This window comes from Acaricomes phytoseiuli DSM 14247 (genome assembly GCF_000376245.1).
GTDB classification, from domain to species: Bacteria; Actinomycetota; Actinomycetes; order Actinomycetales; family Micrococcaceae; genus Renibacterium; species Renibacterium phytoseiuli.
The window spans coordinates 62,799-81,821 of record NZ_AQXM01000058.1 but is presented as its reverse complement, the minus strand read 5'-3'; the positions used below and the strand labels follow the sequence as shown (position 1 = coordinate 81,821).

General features: G+C 63.7%; 18 protein-coding genes. 10 read left to right on the top strand and 8 right to left on the bottom strand.

Annotation, left to right across the window (positions count from 1 at the left end; all coding sequences use genetic code 11):
- Positions 1-13: 13 nt before the first annotated feature.
- Positions 14-646 (bottom strand): hypothetical protein, encoded by a 633-nt coding sequence (locus tag C501_RS0107575; RefSeq protein WP_018135027.1) that lies wholly within the window; start codon positions 644-646, stop codon positions 14-16.
- Between the two features lie 238 nt (positions 647-884).
- On the opposite strand from C501_RS0107575, the gene C501_RS0107570 reads away from it, so the two are divergent.
- Together C501_RS0107570 and C501_RS0107565 are read left to right on the top strand one after the other, a co-directional pair.
- Positions 885-2,414: a mannitol dehydrogenase family protein gene (locus C501_RS0107570; protein WP_018135026.1), complete on the top strand. Its 1,530-nt coding sequence runs from the start codon at positions 885-887 to the stop codon at positions 2,412-2,414.
- 119 nt (positions 2,415-2,533) lie between these two features.
- Positions 2,534-3,397, top strand: coding sequence for a trypsin-like serine peptidase (locus C501_RS0107565; RefSeq protein WP_083906577.1), 864 nt, complete (start codon positions 2,534-2,536; stop codon positions 3,395-3,397).
- A gap of 102 nt (positions 3,398-3,499) precedes the next feature.
- Here the strand turns inward: C501_RS0107565 and xylB are convergent, their stop codons facing one another.
- Positions 3,500-4,945 carry a xylulokinase gene (gene xylB / locus C501_RS0107560; RefSeq protein ID WP_018135024.1) on the bottom strand — a complete coding sequence of 482 codons (1,446 nt, stop codon included), beginning with the start codon at positions 4,943-4,945 and terminating at the stop codon, positions 3,500-3,502.
- Positions 4,942-6,039 (bottom strand): sugar-binding transcriptional regulator, encoded by a 1,098-nt coding sequence (locus C501_RS0107555; protein ID WP_018135023.1) that lies wholly within the window; start codon positions 6,037-6,039, stop codon positions 4,942-4,944. The genes xylB and C501_RS0107555 overlap by 4 nt, the downstream gene beginning before the upstream one ends.
- Positions 6,040-6,237: 198 nt before the next feature.
- Here C501_RS0107555 and C501_RS0107550 point away from each other — a divergent pair, with 198 nt between their 5' ends.
- From C501_RS0107550 to C501_RS0107520, 7 genes are all read left to right on the top strand, one after another.
- Positions 6,238-7,572 carry an ABC transporter substrate-binding protein gene (locus C501_RS0107550; RefSeq protein ID WP_211206357.1) on the top strand — a complete coding sequence of 445 codons (1,335 nt, stop codon included), beginning with the start codon at positions 6,238-6,240 and terminating at the stop codon, positions 7,570-7,572.
- Positions 7,569-8,474 (top strand): carbohydrate ABC transporter permease, encoded by a 906-nt coding sequence (locus tag C501_RS0107545; RefSeq protein ID WP_018135021.1) that lies wholly within the window; start codon positions 7,569-7,571, stop codon positions 8,472-8,474. The genes C501_RS0107550 and C501_RS0107545 overlap by 4 nt, the downstream gene beginning before the upstream one ends.
- The gene (locus tag C501_RS0107540) at positions 8,474-9,352 is read left to right on the top strand and encodes a carbohydrate ABC transporter permease (RefSeq protein ID WP_018135020.1); all 879 of its coding nucleotides are present in this window, start codon (positions 8,474-8,476) and stop codon (positions 9,350-9,352) included. The genes C501_RS0107545 and C501_RS0107540 overlap by 1 nt, the downstream gene beginning before the upstream one ends.
- A gap of 86 nt (positions 9,353-9,438) precedes the next feature.
- On the top strand, positions 9,439-9,663 hold the full coding sequence (locus tag C501_RS0107535; protein WP_018135019.1) for a hypothetical protein: 225 nt from the start codon (positions 9,439-9,441) through the stop codon (positions 9,661-9,663).
- A 60-nt stretch (positions 9,664-9,723) separates the two neighbouring features.
- Positions 9,724-10,029: a metal-sensitive transcriptional regulator gene (locus C501_RS0107530; protein ID WP_018135018.1), complete on the top strand. Its 306-nt coding sequence runs from the start codon at positions 9,724-9,726 to the stop codon at positions 10,027-10,029.
- Between the two features lie 42 nt (positions 10,030-10,071).
- Positions 10,072-10,320, top strand: a complete 249-nt coding sequence (locus tag C501_RS0107525) for a heavy-metal-associated domain-containing protein (RefSeq protein ID WP_018135017.1) — start codon at positions 10,072-10,074, stop codon at positions 10,318-10,320.
- Positions 10,321-10,324: 4 nt separating this feature from the next.
- Positions 10,325-12,580 carry a heavy metal translocating P-type ATPase gene (locus C501_RS0107520; protein WP_018135016.1) on the top strand — a complete coding sequence of 752 codons (2,256 nt, stop codon included), beginning with the start codon at positions 10,325-10,327 and terminating at the stop codon, positions 12,578-12,580.
- A gap of 24 nt (positions 12,581-12,604) precedes the next feature.
- On the opposite strand, the gene C501_RS0107515 is transcribed toward C501_RS0107520, so the two are convergent.
- From C501_RS0107515 to C501_RS12825, 5 genes are all read right to left on the bottom strand, one after another.
- The gene (locus C501_RS0107515; protein WP_018135015.1) at positions 12,605-13,519 is read right to left on the bottom strand and encodes a carbohydrate ABC transporter permease; all 915 of its coding nucleotides are present in this window, start codon (positions 13,517-13,519) and stop codon (positions 12,605-12,607) included.
- On the bottom strand, positions 13,516-14,523 hold the full coding sequence (locus tag C501_RS0107510; RefSeq protein WP_018135014.1) for an ABC transporter permease subunit: 1,008 nt from the start codon (positions 14,521-14,523) through the stop codon (positions 13,516-13,518). Before C501_RS0107510 ends, C501_RS0107515 begins: the two co-directional genes overlap by 4 nt.
- Positions 14,520-15,932, bottom strand: a complete 1,413-nt coding sequence (gene ngcE / locus C501_RS0107505; RefSeq protein ID WP_018135013.1) for an N-acetylglucosamine/diacetylchitobiose ABC transporter substrate-binding protein — start codon at positions 15,930-15,932, stop codon at positions 14,520-14,522. Before ngcE ends, C501_RS0107510 begins: the two co-directional genes overlap by 4 nt.
- Positions 15,933-16,044: 112 nt before the next feature.
- The gene (locus tag C501_RS0107500) at positions 16,045-16,878 is read right to left on the bottom strand and encodes a sugar isomerase domain-containing protein (protein ID WP_018135012.1); all 834 of its coding nucleotides are present in this window, start codon (positions 16,876-16,878) and stop codon (positions 16,045-16,047) included.
- Complete coding sequence (locus tag C501_RS12825) at positions 16,871-17,824, bottom strand: MurR/RpiR family transcriptional regulator (RefSeq protein ID WP_018135011.1); 954 nt, start codon at positions 17,822-17,824, stop codon at positions 16,871-16,873. Before C501_RS12825 ends, C501_RS0107500 begins: the two co-directional genes overlap by 8 nt.
- A 191-nt stretch (positions 17,825-18,015) precedes the next feature.
- Here C501_RS12825 and C501_RS12820 point away from each other — a divergent pair, with 191 nt between their 5' ends.
- Positions 18,016-19,017: an N-acetylglucosamine kinase gene (locus C501_RS12820; protein WP_018135010.1), complete on the top strand. Its 1,002-nt coding sequence runs from the start codon at positions 18,016-18,018 to the stop codon at positions 19,015-19,017.
- Positions 19,018-19,023 lie beyond the last annotated feature (6 nt).

The following is a 19,023-nucleotide window of genomic DNA, read 5'->3' as shown; positions in this document are numbered from 1 at the left end:
CAAAGCCGAGATATCAGCGAGCAACGCAGAGCAGCGGTGGCCCGCGGTACCGCAATGCCGGAAAGAAAACCTGAGCCAAGGGCGGAATCCGGCCGGTCAGCACTGGCCGGTTGAAGGATTCCGCTGGCCGGGGCGCAGCTGATACGGGCATCCGCCAGAGCGCGTTGAAGAAGAGCACCATGGTCTGACTGAAACGCACCAGGGTGAGCTCGCCGCGGCGCAACGCCCAGATGGTCACCACCGCGGCGATCAGATGTGCGAGGAACATGGCCGGAACGGCGAACCCCGGGGCGGCAGCCGAGCCGCTCTGGGCCATCGATGCCGCGGCCGGTGCCGGGAAAGCCATCATCTGATGGTGTCCCGCGGCTTGGCCGCCTGAGGCGCTGAAAGATCCCGCGCTGCCGAGCAGAGCGAAGAGACCGTGAAAGAGCACCTGGGAGACCGCGACCGCCGGGATCAGACGGGGCAGCGAGACGCTCCGCCCCGCCAAGGCGACGCAGATGAGTCCGGAGAAAGCCAGGGCTAGGAGGAACGCCGCGCCTATCGGAAAGTCTCCGCCGCCCACGGTATGCGAGGCAGCGGCTGTCAGCGTGGCGAATCCGGCAGCAGCCCAGCCACGGATGAGCTTCGCGCCCCGTGCCTGCATCGTCTGCCTTTCGCCCTGCTAGTCCCGAGATAGTCCCGAATGCGTCGTTGTCATTCGCACTCTCTGCCAAAAATTCTACGCTGCGTCGAAGGGACTGGTCGAAGGTGTTGCCGAATCACCTCTGAGCAGGCTCTGCGATGCACCTCCGGCACCCGCTTGCGCTCATTTGAAATTTCAAAGAAGCTCATATGTGCTACTTTGGCTGAGATCCGCTTGCGTCTATCACTCCCACCCCAGGATGGTCCCGGTGAAACTCTCCTCTGAAACCCTGGCCCAGCTAGACCGGCCCGGCCCTACCGCCTCAGGCCTTGCCGTACCCGGCTACGACCGCAGCCAGATCCGCACCGGCATCATGCACTTCGGCGTCGGCGGCTTCCATCGAGCACATCAGGCCATGTACCTGGACCGGCTCATGAACCAGGGTCAGGCTTACGATTTCGGCATCTGCGGAGTCGGGGTGCTGCCGCACGACCGGCATATGGCAGAGGTCATGACCGAACAGGACTGCCTCTACACCCTGGTGCTCAAGCACGCTGATGGCCGCAAAGAAGCACGGATCATCGGCTCCATGATCGACTACCTCTACGCCCCGGAGGATCCCGAGCGCGTGCTCGAGCAGCTCGCGGCCCCCGAAGTGCGGATCGTCTCGCTGACCATCACCGAGGGCGGCTATAACATCGATCGCATCAGCGGCGAGTTCCAGGCCGAGGACCCGGCTGTCCAGCGGGACGCCCAGGCCGGCCCCGGGCAAGCCCCGGGCACAGTCTTCGGCCTGATCATCGAAGGCCTGCGACGCCGCCGCGAGCGCGGCCACCCGCCGTTCACCATCATGTCCTGCGACAACATTCAGGGCAACGGGACGATAGCCAGGAAGGTCTTCACCAGCTTCGCCCGATTGCGCGAAGAAACGCTGGTCGCACAGGGCGAGCCGGCGGGGCTGAGCGCATGGGTCCAGGAGCACGTCCCCTTCCCGAACTCGATGGTGGACCGGATCACCCCGGTCACCTCCGATGCGGATCGCACCGCTCTGAGCGAGGAATTCGGTATCGAAGACGGCTGGCCGGTGGTGTGTGAGCCTTTCACGCAGTGGGTACTCGAGGACGACTTTGCCGCCGGCCGGCCGGCCTTGGACCAAGTGGGCGTGCAGCTAGTCTCCGATGTGGAGCCGTATGAGCTGATGAAACTGCGGCTGCTCAACGCCAGCCATCAGGCGCTGTGCTACTTCGGCTACCTCGCCGGCTATCGCTTCGCCCATGAAGCCGCGCAGGACGCTGATCTCGCCCAGCTGCTGCTGGACTATATGCACCTGGAAGCCGAGCCGACTCTGGCACCGGTTCCCGGGATCGATCTCGCGCAGTATCAGCGCACCCTGATCGAGCGCTTCTCCAATGAGTACGTCCGGGACACCCTGGCCAGGCTCTGCGCGGAGAGCTCGGACCGGATCCCCACCTGGCTCTTACCGGTAGTGCGAGCCAATCTGGTGGCGCAACGCGACGTGCATCGCAGTGCCGCCGTCGTCGCTTCGTGGGCGCGGTACGCGGAAGGCGTGGACGAACAGGGGCAGCCGATCAAGGTCGTGGACCGGCTCAAAGGTCAGCTGATGGCCGCGGCGGCACGGCAGCATGAGAATCCACTGGCCTTCCTGGAGCAGGCTGAGGTCTTCGGAAACCTCGCCGCAGAACCCCGATTCACTGAGGCCTACCTCTCCGCACTCAACAGCCTTCATGAGCAGGGTTCCAAGGTGACCGTGCAAGGCCTGGTCCGCTAAGGGTAAGTACGCATCCGGGGCACCCCTCCCGGGATTTCCCAGGGATTTCCCGAGAGTTTAGAAGAAAAATCCTGTGAAAAAGCCTAGAAACAAGCGGCTCCCCCGGGATTTAATCGCATATGACTTCTATTACCCGCCTCCTTGGCACAGCAGCTACCACTGTCGCTCTTGTAGCAGGTCTGGGGGTCTCGGCCGCCGCGGCCGCCCCGGTGGAGAACCTGCCCATCGATCCCGTGGGCTACAAGATCGTGAATGGCCCACCCGATACCCAGAATCCGATCAAGCGCTCCGGGCTCACAGCGGACCCGGGCTACTCCTCGACGAGTTCGAGCACCGGCTCGGCACTCACCGGCCGTGCAGTGATCGGCCCCGATGACCGCGAGCAGGTCCAGGACACGACCGCACCGGCTTACCGGCGCATCGGTCAGATCAACTTCAAGCAGGGCAGCGGCTCTTATATCTGCACGGGCTGGCTGATCTCCGCCCGCAGCGTGGTGACCGCAGGGCACTGCCTCGACGGACGCGTCTCGGATATCACCTTCTCCCCGGCACGCAACGGCGGCAGCAATCCTTACGGCACCTACCGGGCCACGGAGATCTGGGTCGACGGCAGGGGCGTCAACGCGAGCGGCGGCGACTGGGGGCTGATCACCCTGGATCAGCCAGTGGGCGATACTGTTGGCTGGTACGGGCTCGCCCCGCGCCAGGTGAACGAATTCGTCGGCAATGACGCCACCGTGGTCGGTTATCCCGGTGATAAGCCGCGGGGCACCATGTGGCAGGGCACCGACGCCGTGACCGGCGCCAATGCGCGCATCTTCTCCTACCGCACGGATACCTATGGCGGCCAGAGCGGCCCAGCGGTCACCATAGCTAACCCGAACACCTCTAACGGGATTCACATCTGGGGCGGCAGCTCTTCCAATAGCGCCACTCGGATCACCGGTGAGCTCTTCAGCACGCTCGCCCAACTGCGCTCCTGAGACCTCGGAGCATCCCAGTGCTATAACTCTGGGCCGGGTGCGGGGTCGATCCCGCACCCGGCCCAGAAGTTTGCGCACGGATGTTCAGTTCAGAAGTTCAACTCAGAGGCCGTAATGGGCCTGACGAGCGGTGATATACCGGCTCCGCAGCTCCGGCCCCCACCGTCCTTCCGGTTCAGTGGACACCTCGATCTGCCTGGCCCACTGCGGCAGCTCTCCGGTAGCCGCCCAGGCGGCCTGGCGGGCCGCCCCCAGCGCTACGTACTCCCGGGACACCGGGACCTCTACCGGCACGCCGAGGACCTCGGCGGCGGCGGCACGCAGCGCCCGGGACTTCGCGCCGCCGCCGATCAGCAGTACGCGGCTGACCTCAACATCGTGAGCGCGCAGCCGATCGAGTCCGTCCGCCAACGAATTCAGCACTCCCAGCACCGCAGCTCTCGCCAGGTTCCCGGCTGACATCGCGGCACGGCTCAGACCGAGCAGGGTACCCGTGGCCTGCGGCAGGTTCGGGGTTCTCTCACCATCCAAATAAGGCAGCAGGATGAGTCCTTGCGCGTCCGGAGCCGCGGTGAGCGCAAGTTCGTCGAATTCTTCCAGACCGATCTGGAGCATCACGGCGGTGGCGCTGAGCACCCGGGCCGCGTTGAGCGTCGCCAGTAGCGGCAGATAGGCTCCGCTGGCATCGGCGAACCCGGCGATCTGGCCGCTGGCATCGTGCAGCTGCGCCTCGGACGTGGTGAAGACCGTGCCGGAGGTGCCCACGGAGACCACCACCTCGCCCGGGGCCAGGCCCAGGCCCAGCGCCGCAGCAGCGTTGTCCCCCATGCCGGCTGAGAGCACGGGCGCCGGAGCGCCGGATGCTGCGGGCAGCCACCCGGACCGCAGCTGCGCGGCAACTGCGTCGGGCCGCAAGACCTCGGGCAGCTGGGGTACTGCGCCGAAGTAGCGTTCCAGCAGATCCGGCAGATAAGCATCGGATTGAGGGTCAAAGTAGGCGGTTCCGGAGGCGTCCGAACGGTCCGTGCTGAAGGCACCGGACAGCTGCAGGTTCAGCCAGTCATGCGGTAGGCCCACTCGCCGCGTCCGCTGGGCGAGTTCCGGATGATGCTCGGCGAGCCAGGCGAGCTTGGTCAGCGTAAAAGAAGGCACGGGCACGATGCCGGTCCGTTGCGCCCAGGTGTGCGCGCCCAGATCCGCGACCATGGCTTCGGCTTGCGGTGCCGAGCGGGTGTCGTTCCACAGCAGAGCATCGAAAACGGGCTGATCCGCGTCGTCCAGAGCGACCATGCCGTGTTGCTGGGCACCGACGCCGGCACCAATCACCTCGACCCCTTGGAGTTCCTGCCTCGGATCGGTGAGCCCGGCTTCCCGCCAGGCCTGATGCAGAGCTTGCGTCCAGGCTCTCGGATCCACCGCGGTACCGTCCGGATGCGCGGCGTAGCCTTGGCTGCGGATCTGACCGCTTTCGTGCTCGACGCAGAGCACTTTGGTCGACTGGGTGGAGGAGTCGATGCCCACCACCAGCTTCTGCTCCGCGCGGCTCATCCTTGGCCCTCCCCGCGGAGTTCTTTTTTGCGCAGCAGCTCGACGGCTAGGGCCTCATCGATGATCAGGGTATTCACCACCCCCGCGGCAATGGCCGCCAGCACCGCGGCCGCACGGGCTTCGCCCTGGGCTACCGCGAGGACCTCCGGGGTGCGGGCCAGCTGCTCGAGCTCCACCGCGAGCACTCGCTCATCCAGTTCACCGCGAACCGGATCACCCTGGGCGTCGATGAGCCGGCCCGAGGTTTCGGCTACCGCTCCGGCATCGAGCGCCTGCTGTCGCACTGGATTATCCACGCGCTCCCAGACCGTGGACAAAGCCGGCCCCCAAGCCCCAATCGCCACGGCGGCGATGTCCAGGGAGGCGGCTTTGTCGAGGGCGTCGGAGATCTCCGGCTGGCGGCGCAGACCCGCGGCGATCTCCGCGGATTCGACCACGAGCGGTGCCCAGAGCGGCCAAACGGGGCCTCCGGTGTACCGGCCCAGGCTCTGCACCAGGCCCAACTGGCCGGCGGCTCCGGCCTGCGGAAGCGCCCCTGCGAGCTGGACCACCTCGCACGGCGGAAGCGCCGTGATGTGCCGGGCCGCCAGATCCAAGGTGCGGGACCAGGAGACGCCCAGGGTCATCCCCGGACGCGCAGAGGTCATGAGCTCCTGGGCAACCGCACGGGCGAGCAGGTCCCGCTGCTCGGCCTCAGCGCTTGGCCTGGTAGCAGCACCGCTGAGGGTGCGTACGACGACAGTGCGTCGGACGCCCAGCGAGCTGGCCAGCTGCTCCGGGTCGATGCGCGCTGCCTGCCGGGGCGCCCTGACTTCGATGTTCACGATTCCCTCGGCACGGGCTTCGTCGAGGTATCGGGCCACTTGGAAGCGGGAGAGCCCGTGACCCCGGGCGATATCGACCTTGGACTGATTCTCCAGGTAGTACTCCCGGCCGATTCTCGCCAGAAGTTCGTGATGGTCGTCGATGACGCTGCCTCGCTCTCGGTCTGGTGCACAAACCAGTGCAGAATCCAGTCTAGAATCCGATCTAGGAACCTCGAGACCTTTGAGATCACCGACACTAAAGCGGATGAGCACCTCATTCTTGCTCAAATGAGTATATCTGACTAGAGTTCAGTCACAGATGAGCTACATATGAGCTTCAATGGTGACTCAAATGAGCAGCCGAGGGATGAGGCTCCGCACCCGAAAAGGCAGTTTATGTCGTTGAGCCGACCCCGTCCGCACCGGCGGACTTTCATATCCAGCGTATCCAGGATCACCCGCCGCTCCCGGCTGACGATCGCCCTGATGGCTTCGTTGGTACTGCTGCTGACCGGCTGTGGAACAGCGCCTCAGAGCCAGCAAAGCACCGAAATCGTCGTGGCGATCGTGGCCAACCCGCAGATGCGCGATGCCATCTCCCTGCAAGAGGAATTCCGCAAGGCGTATCCGAATATCCGGCCGAAGTTCGTCTCACTCCCCGAGAACGAAGCCCGTGCCAAGATCACCGCCTCGGTGGCTACCGGCGGCGGTGAATTCGATGTCGTGATGATCTCCAACTACGAGACCCCGATGTGGGCGAGCAACGGCTGGATCACCAATCTGCAGCCCTATGCGGAGCAGACGCCGGGTTACGACCCTGACGATTTCATCCCCACCATTCGCGAAGCGCTGAGCTATCAGGACGATCTCTACTCAGTTCCTTTCTACGGCGAGTCCTCTTTCCTGGCCTACCGCAAGGACCTTTTCGAGCAGGCCGGCCTGACCATGCCGGCCCAGCCCACCTGGGATGACGTGCGCCGCTTCGCCGCCGAACTCAACAGCCCGCAGGACGGCTTCTCCGGAGTATGCCTGCGCGGCCTGGCCGGTTGGGGCGAGGTGATGGCCCCGCTCAACACCATGATCAACACGTACGGCGGCCGCTGGTTCGACCAGAACTGGAACGCCCAGCTCGATTCTGCGCAGGTGGAGTCCGCGGTCTCCGACTATGTCAGCCTGCTCAATGACTACGGCCAGCCCGGAGCGGCCACGAGCGGTTACGGCGACTGCATCACCCGCTACAGCCAGGGTCAGACCGCTATGTGGTACGACGCCACGGCCATGGTCTCCTCAATCGAGGACCCCAAGTCATCCACGGTCGCCGGGAAAACCGGCTACGCGCCGGCACCGGTCAAGGAGACTGAGAGCGCCGGATGGCTGTACAGCTGGTCCCTGGCCATCCCGGAGATCTCGCAGCGCAAGGACGCCGCCTGGGACTTCATCTCCTGGATGACCAATAAGGAGTACATCAAGCTGGTCGGCGAGCGCATCGGCTGGGAGCGCGTGCCCCCGGGCAGCCGGCTGTCGACCTATCAGATACCGGAATATGCGCAGATCGCCCAAGCCTATGCAGAGCCGACTCTCAACGCGATGAGCCAGGCCACACCACAGAACACCATGACCGAGCCGGTTCCGTATCCCGGCCTGCAGTTCGTGGGCATACCGGAGTTCCAGGATCTGGGCACCCAGGTGGCGCAACAGATCTCTGCCGCGATCGCTGGGCAGCAGAGCGTGTCCAGAGCTCTGGAGCAGGCCCAGCGCTTCGCCGAAGTGGTCGGCGAGTCCTATCAGAACAGCCCCGAGCAAAGCGGAGTCCAAGAATGAGCGCAGCCGGGGTAACCACCCCCAAAATCTCCTCTGCGGAAGCCTGGCGGCGGCGCGCCCCACTGCTGCCGGCGCTGCTCTTCACCATCGTGGTGACGCAGATCCCGTTCCTGCTGACCATCTGGTACTCCCTGCGGAACTGGAACCTGCTCCGGCCGGATAGCAACCAGTTCGTCGGCTTCCAGAACTACATCAACATCTTCAGCAATCCCACCTTCCGCGGCGCAGCCTTCAACTCGGTGCTGATCACCCTGGCCTGCGTCCTGGTGGCGATGTTCCTGGGGATCATCTTCGCGCTTCTGCTGGATCGTTCTTTCCGCGGCCGCAGCATCGTGCGTACCCTGCTGATCACCCCCTTCCTGATCATGCCGGCGGCTTCGGCCATGCTGTGGAGCATCTCGATGCTCAACCCCAGCTTCGGCCTGGTCAACTGGGTGATCTCACTCGTGGGCATACCGCCCGTGGACTGGACTAGCCAATACCCCGTGCTGTCGATCGTGATCGCCCTGGTCTGGCAGTGGACCCCGTTCATGATGCTGCTGGTCCTGGCGGGCCTGCAGGCCCAACCCAAAGACGTTCTCGAAGCCGCCCAGATCGATGGTGCCAGCTGGTGGAAGACGTTCTTCTTCGTGACCCTGCCGCAGCTGCGCCGGTACATCGAACTCGGCGTGCTCCTGGGTGCCATCTATGTCGTGAACACCTTCGACCAGATTTATCTCATGACCGCCGGAGGGCCGGGCACCGCGAGCGCGAACCTGCCCTTCTACATCTATCAGCGGGCCTTCCTGGGCTTCGATATCGGCCAGTCGGCCGCTATGGGCGTCGTCACCGTGATCGCCACCATCATCGTGGCGATCTTCGCGCTGAGACTGATCTTCCGCAGCTTTGAAAGCAGGGACTGATGAGCAGTATTGAGACGGCAACCACCCGGACCCAGCGGGCCGAGGCACCGCAGAAGATCCGGCAGCGGGGCAGGTTCGGCGCCTCCGCACTCACCATCCTGACCTGGGTGATCGCGCTGACCTTCTTCGCACCCGTGTTGTGGATGGTGCTGACCGCCTTCAAGCAGGAATCGGCCGCCGCGTCCAGCCCGCCGAGCTTCTTCTTCGAACCCACCCTGGATCAGTTCGCGGCCGGGCTGAGCGCCGGTGCCGGTGCATACTTCCTGAACTCGCTCATCGCCACGGGAGTCTCCACCATCCTGGTGATCGTGCTCGCGGTGCCCGCGGCCTATGCGGTGAGCATCCGGCCCGTGAAGAAGAGCAGCGATGTGCTGTTCTTCTTCATCTCCACCCGGATGCTGCCGGTCGTCGCGGTGATCATGCCGATCTACGTCATCGCCGGGCAGCTCAAGGTCCTGGACAACATCGGCACCCTGATCGTGCTCTACACCTCTATGAACCTGCCCATCGCGGTGTGGATGATGCGCTCCTTTTTCCAGGAAGTCCCCGCGGAAGTCCTGGAAGCCGCACAGATGGACGGCGCAGGGCTGATCAAGACCCTGCGCACCATCCTGATGCCGATGGTGATGCCGGGGCTCGCCGCGACCGCGCTCATCTGCGTGATCTTCGCCTGGAACGAATTCTTCTTCGCACTGAACCTCACCGCGGCCAATGCCGCCACGGTACCGGTCTTCCTGGTCTCGCAGATGACCAGTGAAGGCTTGTTCCTGGCCAAGCTCTCAGCCGCCTCCGTGCTCGCTTCGCTGCCCGTGGTGATCGCGGGCTGGCTGGCTCAGAAACAGCTCGTCCGAGGGCTGTCCATGGGTGCGGTCAAATAAGCTGACCATGCGCAATGGAACCAGGTGCATGGCTCGAGCTATCAGCACCGACGGATTAGCGGCGCTGGCGGTACTGCATTCAGCGGGTGCAGCGATTCGGCCTTCCGGCGCTGGGAACGGCCCTGCTGGCCCGGGCCGCTCTCGGTGGGGAGGCCGCTCTCGCGCTTTTGCAGCAACCGCCTCCGGCAGAGACGTTCCGTGATCTCGATCAGCGCTATTATCGGCCGCTCGCCGCGCTCTTAGGTGTCTCGCTCTGGTTGTTCGCACGCCCCGGCAAAGGCAAAGACTCGGAGAACATCGAGTCAAGCTAGCTGCGCCGGTCTTCATCCGCGGATCAGAACCTTGATTTATACCCCCCTAGGGTATAAATTATGAGAGTGGAATACGGCTATGCACAAGACAAGTCCGCTTATCTGAGGCGACTGCGGCGGATTGAAGGGCAGGTCCGGGGCATCGCCAAGATGGTGGAGGAAGACCAGTACTGCATCGATATCCTGACCCAGGTGGCCGCCATCAACAAAGCCCTGCACGCGGTCAGCATCGGCCTGCTGGAAGACCATCTGAATCACTGCGTGGTCGAAGCGGCTGAAGCCTCCGCGGAAAACGATAATCCCGAATTCGTCGAGGCCAAAGTGGCCGAGGCCATGGCCGCGATCTCCCGGCTCATCCGCAGCTAGCCAGCCCTCCATCAGGTCCAGTCCCCCAGCCTAGGAGCCTCCATGAGCACCCCAGACCGACCCGAAGAAACCATCAGCACGGTACGCGTCTCCGGAATGACCTGCGAGCACTGCGTGAGCTCGGTATCCAAAGAACTCACCGCCCTGGCCAGCGTCCAGAAAGTCGACGTCGATCTCAGTCCAGGCGGCATCTCCACCGTGCGGATCACCGCAGACCGGCCCCTCAGCGATATCGAGATCAGCGAGGCCATCGCCGAGGCCGGCTACCTCGTCCGCGCAGAAGAGGCCTGAGCCCGTGCGCAGCGTCGATCTCAGCATTGAGGGCATGACCTGCGCATCGTGTGTCCGGAAAATAGAAAAGCGCCTGCAGCGGATCGAGGGGGTCGAAGCCTCAGTCAATCTGCCACTGGAATCAGCGCGCCTGCGGGTTCCGGAAGCGGTGAGCGATCAGGCACTGCTGGAGGCGGTATCCAACGCGGGCTACCAGGCCAGCGTACAGTCGGGAGAAACCGGCCGGGGCCAGCCGGCGGACGGCGAATCGGCCACCGGGGAGAAGGTCACCAGATCCTTCATCTGGCGCCTGATCATCGCCGCGATTCTGAGCACCCCGGTGCTGCTCATCTCCATGATCCCGGCCTTGCAGTTCCCGCACTGGGGCTGGTGGATCGCAGCGCTCACCCTTCCGGTGGTCACCTGGTGCGCAGAGAGCTTCCACCGCTCAGCGCTCAGCGGCGCCCGGCACCTGAGCGCCTCGATGGACACGCTCGTCTCCATCGGCATCGCGGTCGCCTATCTCTTCTCGCTCGCCCAGTTGCTGATCGCACCGAACCTCACCGAACATCCCGGAGGCCACGGCGGCCAAGGGCATGCGCAACTGTACTTCGAGGTCTCCGCCGTGATCGTCACCTTCCTACTGCTCGGCAGGTACCTCGAAACCCGGGCCAAGAGTCACACCGGCGATGCCCTGCGCTCACTGCTCAACCTCAGCGCCCAGGAGGCCTCCGTGCTGCGCAACGGAGCGCAGGGGCAGGTCGAAGAGCGCATCCCCGCCGATCAGCTGCTGGTAGGAGATCGCTTCGTGGTGCGCCCGGGCGAGAAAATCGCCGCCGACGGCGTGATCGCGGATGGGCGTTCCAGCGTAGACACTTCCCTGATCACCGGCGAGTCGATGCCCGTGGAGGTCGGCCCGGGAGACCAGGTCACGGGAGCCACGATCAATTCCTCCGGGCGGCTCGTCGTGGAGGCGCTGCGAGTCGGCGCAGACACCACTCTGGCTCAGATGGCCCGGCTGGTCAGCCAGGCGCAAACGGGCAAAGCGCCCATCGCCCGGCTCGCGGACCGGATCTCCGCAGTCTTCGTGCCCATCGTGCTACTCATAGCCATTGCCACTTTCACCTTGTGGTGGCTCATCGGCAATGATTTGCAGACCGCGCTGCTCGCCTCCGTGGCGGTGCTGATCATCGCCTGTCCCTGTGCCCTGGGCCTGGCGACCCCGGTAGCCCTGGTCAGCGGCACCGGCCGGGGCGCCGAGCTCGGGATCCTGATCAAAGGCCCGGAAACCCTGGAAGAGACGCGCCGGGTGGATACCATCATCCTGGACAAAACCGGAACGGTCACCACCGGGCAGCTCACTCTGACACAAACGCGCCCGCTAACCGGCACGGGCAGCAGCGGTATCGAAAACGCCGGGCCCCGGCCTGAAGCCGAACTGCTCCGCTTGGCAGCCGCTCTGGAACAGGGCAGCGAGCACCCGGTAGCCACCGCGCTCATCCAGGCCCACCAGAACCAGACCGGCAGCCTGGGCGGCAGCACCCTGCCCGCAGTGACTGACTTCCGATCCCACCCTGGCGGTGGCATCGTGGGTGCGATCGAGGGGCGGCAGTTGCTGGCCGGCACCCGCGCCTTCCTCGAAACAGAAGGCATCACGGTGCCCGGGGATGCGCCGCAGGCGCTGCCCGGTACGAGTGTCTGGCTGGCCGCCGATGGTCTTCTCCTCGGGGAGATGCGATTCACCGATGAGGTGAAAGCCAGTTCACCGGCCGCGGTTCAGGAACTGCGCCGGCTCGGCCTCCGGCCCCTGCTCGTCACCGGCGACAACGAGCTGACTGCGCAGGCCGCCGCGCAGGCCATCGGCATCGACGCCGGGGACGTGTACGCGCAGATGCCCCCAGAAGGCAAGGTGGCCGTGGTCGAGCAGCTGCAAGCCGAGGGCCGGATCGTGGCCATGGCCGGGGACGGGGTCAATGATGCGGCCGCCCTCGCCCAGGCCGATCTGGGCATCGCCATGGGCTCGGGAACCGATGTGGCGATCGAAGCCGCGGATCTGACCGTGATGGGCGAGGACTTGCGCCAGATCCCCACCGCGATCAGATTGTCCCGGGCGACGCTGCGAACCATCAAGGGCAACCTCTTCTGGGCCTTCGCCTATAACGTCGTGGGCATTCCCATCGCGGCTCTGGGGCTGCTCAACCCGATGATCGCGGGAGCGGCGATGGCCGCCAGCTCCGTACTGGTGGTACTGAATTCGCTGCGGCTGCGCAGATTCCGCTAGATCTTCACCCGGCGGTGTGGGCGGCTATTTGGATGTTCCCTGGGATACCGAGCCTTGGAGCTGCCGCTGGAAGATCACGTACAGGACCAGAACCGGCACGATAGCCGTCATCACCGCGGCGAAGAGCGCCCCATAATCGGTGGCGTAATTCGTCTGCCCCGCAAAAGCTCCCAGCGCCTGGGAAAGCACGCGCCGCTCCGGATCGCCGGCGTTGAGCGCCACCGCGAGCAGATACTGATTCCACAACCCCACCGCATTGAGAATCGCGACCGAGGCCATTCCCGGCTTGGCCATCGGCAACATGATCTGGAAGAACGTCCGCCATTCCCCGGCGCCATCGATAGCGGCGGCTTCCGCGATCTCGAAGGGCAGGGATTTGAAGAAGGCGAAGAGGAAGAACACCGTAAAGGGCAGGGCGAAGGCGACGAAAGTCAGAATGAGCCCCGGGTAGGTACCGAGCAGGCCCATGTTCTGCAGAATGAAGAACAGCGGCACGATAGCCAAGAAGATGGGAAAGGTGAGGCCCGCTAGCATCAGCACGTACACCGCCTGGCTGCCGAAGAACTTGAAGCGCGCCAAGACATAGGCGCACATGGCCCCGAGCAGCATCACCAGGACCAGAGCGGAGAGCACCACGATCACGGAATTGAAGAAGGCCACCCCGACCCCGGAGTTGGTCCACGCCCGGACATAGTTGTCGAAACGCCAGATACTCGGCAGGCTGAAGGACGAAGAGAGCACTTCCTCGCTCGTTTTGAACGAGCTGATCGCGGTCCAGATCAGAGGCAGGATCACGAGCGCCGACCAGATCATCAGGATGCCATGCGACACCCCGCCCACGAGCTTATCGCCGGCGCTCACGCTGGGACGCCGGTTTTTGCGCTGCGGCTCGGGGCGCTCGGCAGCAGCGATTGGCCGGGTGGCGAGTTCTGTCATCATCGTCTAACACGTTCCTTACGCCCGCCGGTCAACCAGTTGATGAAGAAGACGATGCCGGCGAAAATTAGAGTGAGCACGGCGAGGACCACGCCCATGGCGCAGGCCAAGCCGGCTTGGCCGTTGATGAAACCGACCTGGAAGATCTGCTGGGACATCACCCAGGTCGAGTTGTTCGGGCCGCCGATCGGATTTAGCGCAGCCATATAGACGAAAGCATCCAGCGCCAGAATGCCCAGGTAGATCGCTGCCGTCTGGATATTGTTCCGGAGCAATGGCACCGTGATCATCACCGCGGTGCGGAACCGCCCCGCGCCATCAACCCTGGCCGCCTCGTAGAACTCCGCGGGTATGCTCTTGATCGCCGCGATGAAAAGCACCATGTAGAAGCCCACCAGGCCCCAGATGATCACGAAGATAGTCACGGCCATAGCCGTGGACTCGTTACCCAGCCAGGCGAAATTCTCCGCCCAACCCGCACCGAGCCCGGTCAGTATGCCGTTGAGCAGCCCGCTTCCGGGCATGTAGACGAAACTCCAGATCAGGCCGATCGCTATCGCCGGAATGACGTAGGGGAAGAACGAGACCACGCGATAGAAACTGGAGCCCTTCAACCCGCGGATCTGACCCCGGCTCGGGCCGCCGATGGTGACCATGATCGCGAAGATCAAGGCGATGGTGATCGTCACCAGAGGCACCACCAGGAGCAAGATGATGTTGTTCCCGAGCGCCTTGAGGAACAGCTGATCCTGGAAGATCCGGGAGTAGTTCTCGAACCCCACGAACTGCACCACGGCGGAGAACCCGGACCAGTTGGTCAGCGAATAATAGAAGGCCTGCACGAAGGGAGAGACGACAAAGATCAGATAGATCGCCAGGGGCAACCCGAGGAAGACCGCGAAGAAGCTGATCCGATCGAAGGTCCATCTCTTGCGCCTGCTCCTGCCGGCGATGACCTCATTGCTCGGCGGCGGCTTCAGCGGGGCCGCAGTCACTTCACTGGTCACTTCACTTCGACCTTCTTGATCGAGCTGTCGTTGCGGACCCGATCGAAGATCTTCTGCGACTCGTTAGTCAGCGTGGCAACATCCGAATTCCCGCTCAGGAAGGCGTTCCACAGCGTCAGGAAATCTTTATTCGTGCCGTAGAAATCATTGAAGTTGACGGTGAAGACATCCGTTCCGGCGGCATTGAGCATCCTCATTTGGGAGACCAGCGCCGTGGAACCGAAACCGTCCTCCGGGATCGTATCCTTCACGATGGTCGGGGCCAGCTTAGTCCGTGCGAAGTTGCTCGCCGCCTCCTTCGAGAGCATAGTCCGCAGCAGCTCTTTAGCCCCCGGCTGGTTCTTGGCCTTGGACGGGATGGCGAAGGGCTCGCCCGCTGCGCTGTACAGGGCCGCGTAAGGCATGGCCGGGTTCGCCGAGACCGTCATCGCCGGGAATCCGGCCATCTGGAAATCAGCCCTGGCCTGGTCCTTCATCTCGTTCTCGATCCAAGAACCGGAAGGGTAGAGCAGTGCCTGCTGATTATTGGACCAGGCGGCCTGAGCCACTTTGAAAGGAGTGCCGGCCCCACCAGGAATGAAGTATCCGCGCTGCACCGCCTCGGCGATTTTCCCCAGAACAGACTGCAGGGCGGGCTGAGACCAAGCATCGGGCTGGAGGTTCTCCAGCGCCAGCCGGACGTCATCCCCGCCTTCTTTGATCGCAGAAGTCACCGCGAGCAGCATATAGTAGGTTGCTGCTTCCTGGCCCCAGGAGAAAAGCTTCTTGCCGGCAACATCGGCCTGAGCGCCGAGCTCGAGCGCCTCGTCCCAAGTCCTCGGCGGAGTCCAGCCGTTCTGGTCGAAAAGCGATTGCGAATACCACACCGCGTAAACCGTCAGCACGTAGTTGAGCTGGGCCAGCTTGCCGTCGAAGGTGCCCGGCGCTTCGACTCCGGGATAGAGCGTATCCCTGATGACGGCGCCTTCGAGGTTGTTCGCATCGAGCACGGGCGAGAGGTCTTCGAGCTGATCCAGGATCACGCTGACGCCGATGGATTTGGCACCGGAGTTGTCAAAGAGATCCGGCGGCGTTCCGCCGACGAAACGAGGCTGCAGCTCACCGGAGATGTCATTCGATGGGCTCACCTTGATATCCAGGCCCTCGACATTCTGCTTGACGATATCCGCGGCGAACTGCACGTAATCGATGCCGTAACCGCCGTTGAAGACCACCGCGTCAATACTGGTGTTGGGGCTGAGGCCGAAAGGGTTACCCGCGCTGATCTCGGCGGTGGGCGCGCTTCCGCTCTGCCCTGAACCACCGGCTGCGCAGGAGGAGACGGTGCCGCCGAGCGGCACCAGCACGGCTGCGGCCAGGGCCCCGCGCAGAAGCCCGCGCCGGTTGAGGGATTTCGATTCGATGCTCATCTGGATACCTTCCGTAGAGGCCATATAGGGCGATGTGATTGCGGCAAAGCTTGCGTCATTGCATTCTGCGCACATATCGGAGTGCGGGTAGTGAGGATAGTGACAGTAGTGGTCATGAGCCCTGCCTGATCCGGCCGACATACTGCTGTTCCAGAGCATCGTTGTGCTCGTCCCCGCCGGGAATATTCGCGGAGATGTAGACAGGCGGCAGCTCGCCGGATCCGCCAAGTCGGGCCGCCGCGCCGATGGTGAGCAGCTGAGCGATATAAGCCGCCGTGATCGAAGACACTGCGCCGACTCCGGCCCCAGCCGAACTCCTCAGCGTGGTGTCGCCGAAGGGCGCGAGGTTGTCGATCACGGCATCGGCTAACTCGTACAACTTCCGGCCGCTGGCATGCTTGGGCGGCACTGCTTTGCTGTGCTCCAGGCTGGTGACCGCAATCAGCCGGTGCCCACGAGCTTTGACTTGCTGAGCCAATTCCACGATGGAACCGTTGACCCCGGAATTCGAGGCGATCAGGAAGATATCGTGCGGTTCGATCCGGTACAGCGCGAGGAGATCGGTCACCACTTCCGGGTTGCGCTCCAATGCGGATCCGGAAAGCACCTCCGGCTGGTAGCCGCCCCGGACGACGAGGGATCGCAGGGTGATCCGGTTGGTCGGGATCAAACCACCGGCTCGGCCCGCGATCTCCATCGCGAAAGCCTCTGAATGGCCGGTACCGAAGGCCTGGAGCACCCCACCACCCTGCACCGCAGAGGTCACGATCTCCAGAGCGTCATCCAGGCCGCCGCCAGCGGCCAGGCGCGCCAGGCGATCGAGCCGGTACGATACTTCATCGGCGAAAGCCGCCGCTAGCGTGCGCTCCTCGATGGCATCAGCGGTTTCCGATGAGCGTGCTTCAGCCTCGGCTCGGGACTGGTTTTCGGAGAAGTTTTCAGACAAGCCTCTGCCTCTTTCGCTCGACGGAACGCGGGGTCAGCCTGGCCATCTGTTCGGCAGGTGTCAGGGTATACGGTTGCCCGGCAGAGCCCTTGGCTGCGCGGCGATGCGGTGCCACCGCGACGGCGGAGGCGGCAAGACTCGCGGTCACCGTGGGGAAGTTCTCCTGCGCGACCAGTAGATACAGCAGATCGATGGCCAGCAGCTGGACGTGTTTGGCGGAGAGATCATCGGGCTGCAGAAACTGCTCATGCACCGTAGTGGTGATGGTGAAGTCGGCCTCCTCGGCCAAAGGGGAGGACGCGTCACTGCTGAGCGCTACCGTGGTGGCTCCGACCGTCGAAGCCTGCCGGAGCATCTCTATAGTCTCCTGGGTTCGGCCGGTGTTCGAGATGGCGATGGCGACGCATTCGGTGTCCTGCAACGAAGCACTGGTCAATCCCGCGTGCACCTCGGTCCAGTGATGCGCGGGGATGCCGATCCGGTAGAAGCGGCTCTGCAGTTCCAGGGCCATCACGGCACTGCCGCCGATTCCGTAGATATCGACGTGCCGGGCTAATGAAACCCTGCGGGCCACATTCTTGAGCTGCCTGAGATCGATCGCCTCCGCGGTGTCCTCGATCGAGCGCAGATGCGCATTCACCAGGGTGCTGAGCACGTCCGCCGGGGAATCATCCGGGCCGAAAGCGCGGCCGATATCGGCCTTCCAGGAATCCCGGGCCGTGGAACGGCCCAGATCCGCAGCCAGGCTGACCCGGAAGGGAACATAGCCGGTGTATCCGAGCAGCCGGCAGAACCTCGTCACCGTAGCCGCTGAAGTCCCGGTTTCCTGCGCGAGCTCCTTGATCGACAACTCCAGGGGGGCTTGGGGTTTGTCGATCAGGAAGCCGCCGATTTTAGCCATCGCCCCGCTCATCTGCGGCAGCTTCGATCTCACCCGGTTCAGCACACCCGCAACCGACTCCGGTGCATAGTAAGCACTGCTAGCTGAAGCACTAGCCGAACTCCTGGGTGCACTATTGAGGGCACTGACAGCTTTTTCCACAGTGAAAATCCATTTCTTACATATGGCTAACACTGGAAAAATATTCTCATAGGCTAGTGTGTGTCAAGTAACATTCGGAGAAAGGGCGAGCAGCGATGCCTTTCTTTCTTGCCATCGACGCCGGCGGCAGTTCAACGCGGGCCACACTCGTCGATCATCGTGGGACCTGCTGGGGGACAGGCCGCGCCGGGCCCGGAAACCCAGTTTCTTCAGGGGCAGAAAAGGCAAGTCACGGTCATTACGAAGCTATCCGCTACGCACTGCATGCAGCAGAACCGGACAGTCCGGAAATCGCCGGGCTGCTGATCGCCATGGCTGGTGGCTCCACCCGGCACAGTACCGGGGATTTCCCGGAACAGCTCTCCGCAAGGTTGCTCGGGCTCGGACTTCAGCTCAAACCGATGATCGAATCTGATCTTTTAGCAACTTATTTCTCTGGAACTTGTCAACTTCACGGTTATGCGCTTGCTGTTGGCACCGGCGCTGTCGCCGCTTCCATCGATGGAGGCGCGCTGCACCGGGCCAGCGATGGGCTCGGCTGGCTCCTGGGGGATCACGGTTCCGGATTCTGGCTCGGCCGGGAGGCAGTACGAGCCGCCGCGGCGGATCTCGACGGAGGCCATCGCGTTACCGCGCTGACCACCGCGGTGCTCGAGCATTTCGGTCTGATATCAGTGCCCCTGACGCGGGCCTCGAGCGATTCGCGACCGGCGGCATTGCAGGAACTCCTAGCCGCCGCCTACGCGATCCAACCCGTGGAGCTGGCACAGCTGGCACCCGCTGTTTTCACCACTGCCAGGGCCGGGGATCGAGTCGCCACGACCTTACTGGCAGAGGCCGGGCAACTACTGCTCCAAACACTCAGCGCAGTTCGGCCTGGCGATGATGAGAAATCCCCGGTGGTGCTCGGCGGCAGCATCCTAAACGCAGAGTCATCGCTGCTCAGTTCCCTGCTCGAAGCGATGCCGGCTACTACGCCCGTGATCCGCGTCCACAATGGTTTAGCGGGGGCGGCCTCGATGGTTCTGCGACAGGCCGGGATCTCAGTGGACGAGCAGATCCTGAACCGGATCACCGATTCCCTGAAGAAGCTCTGATTCCCA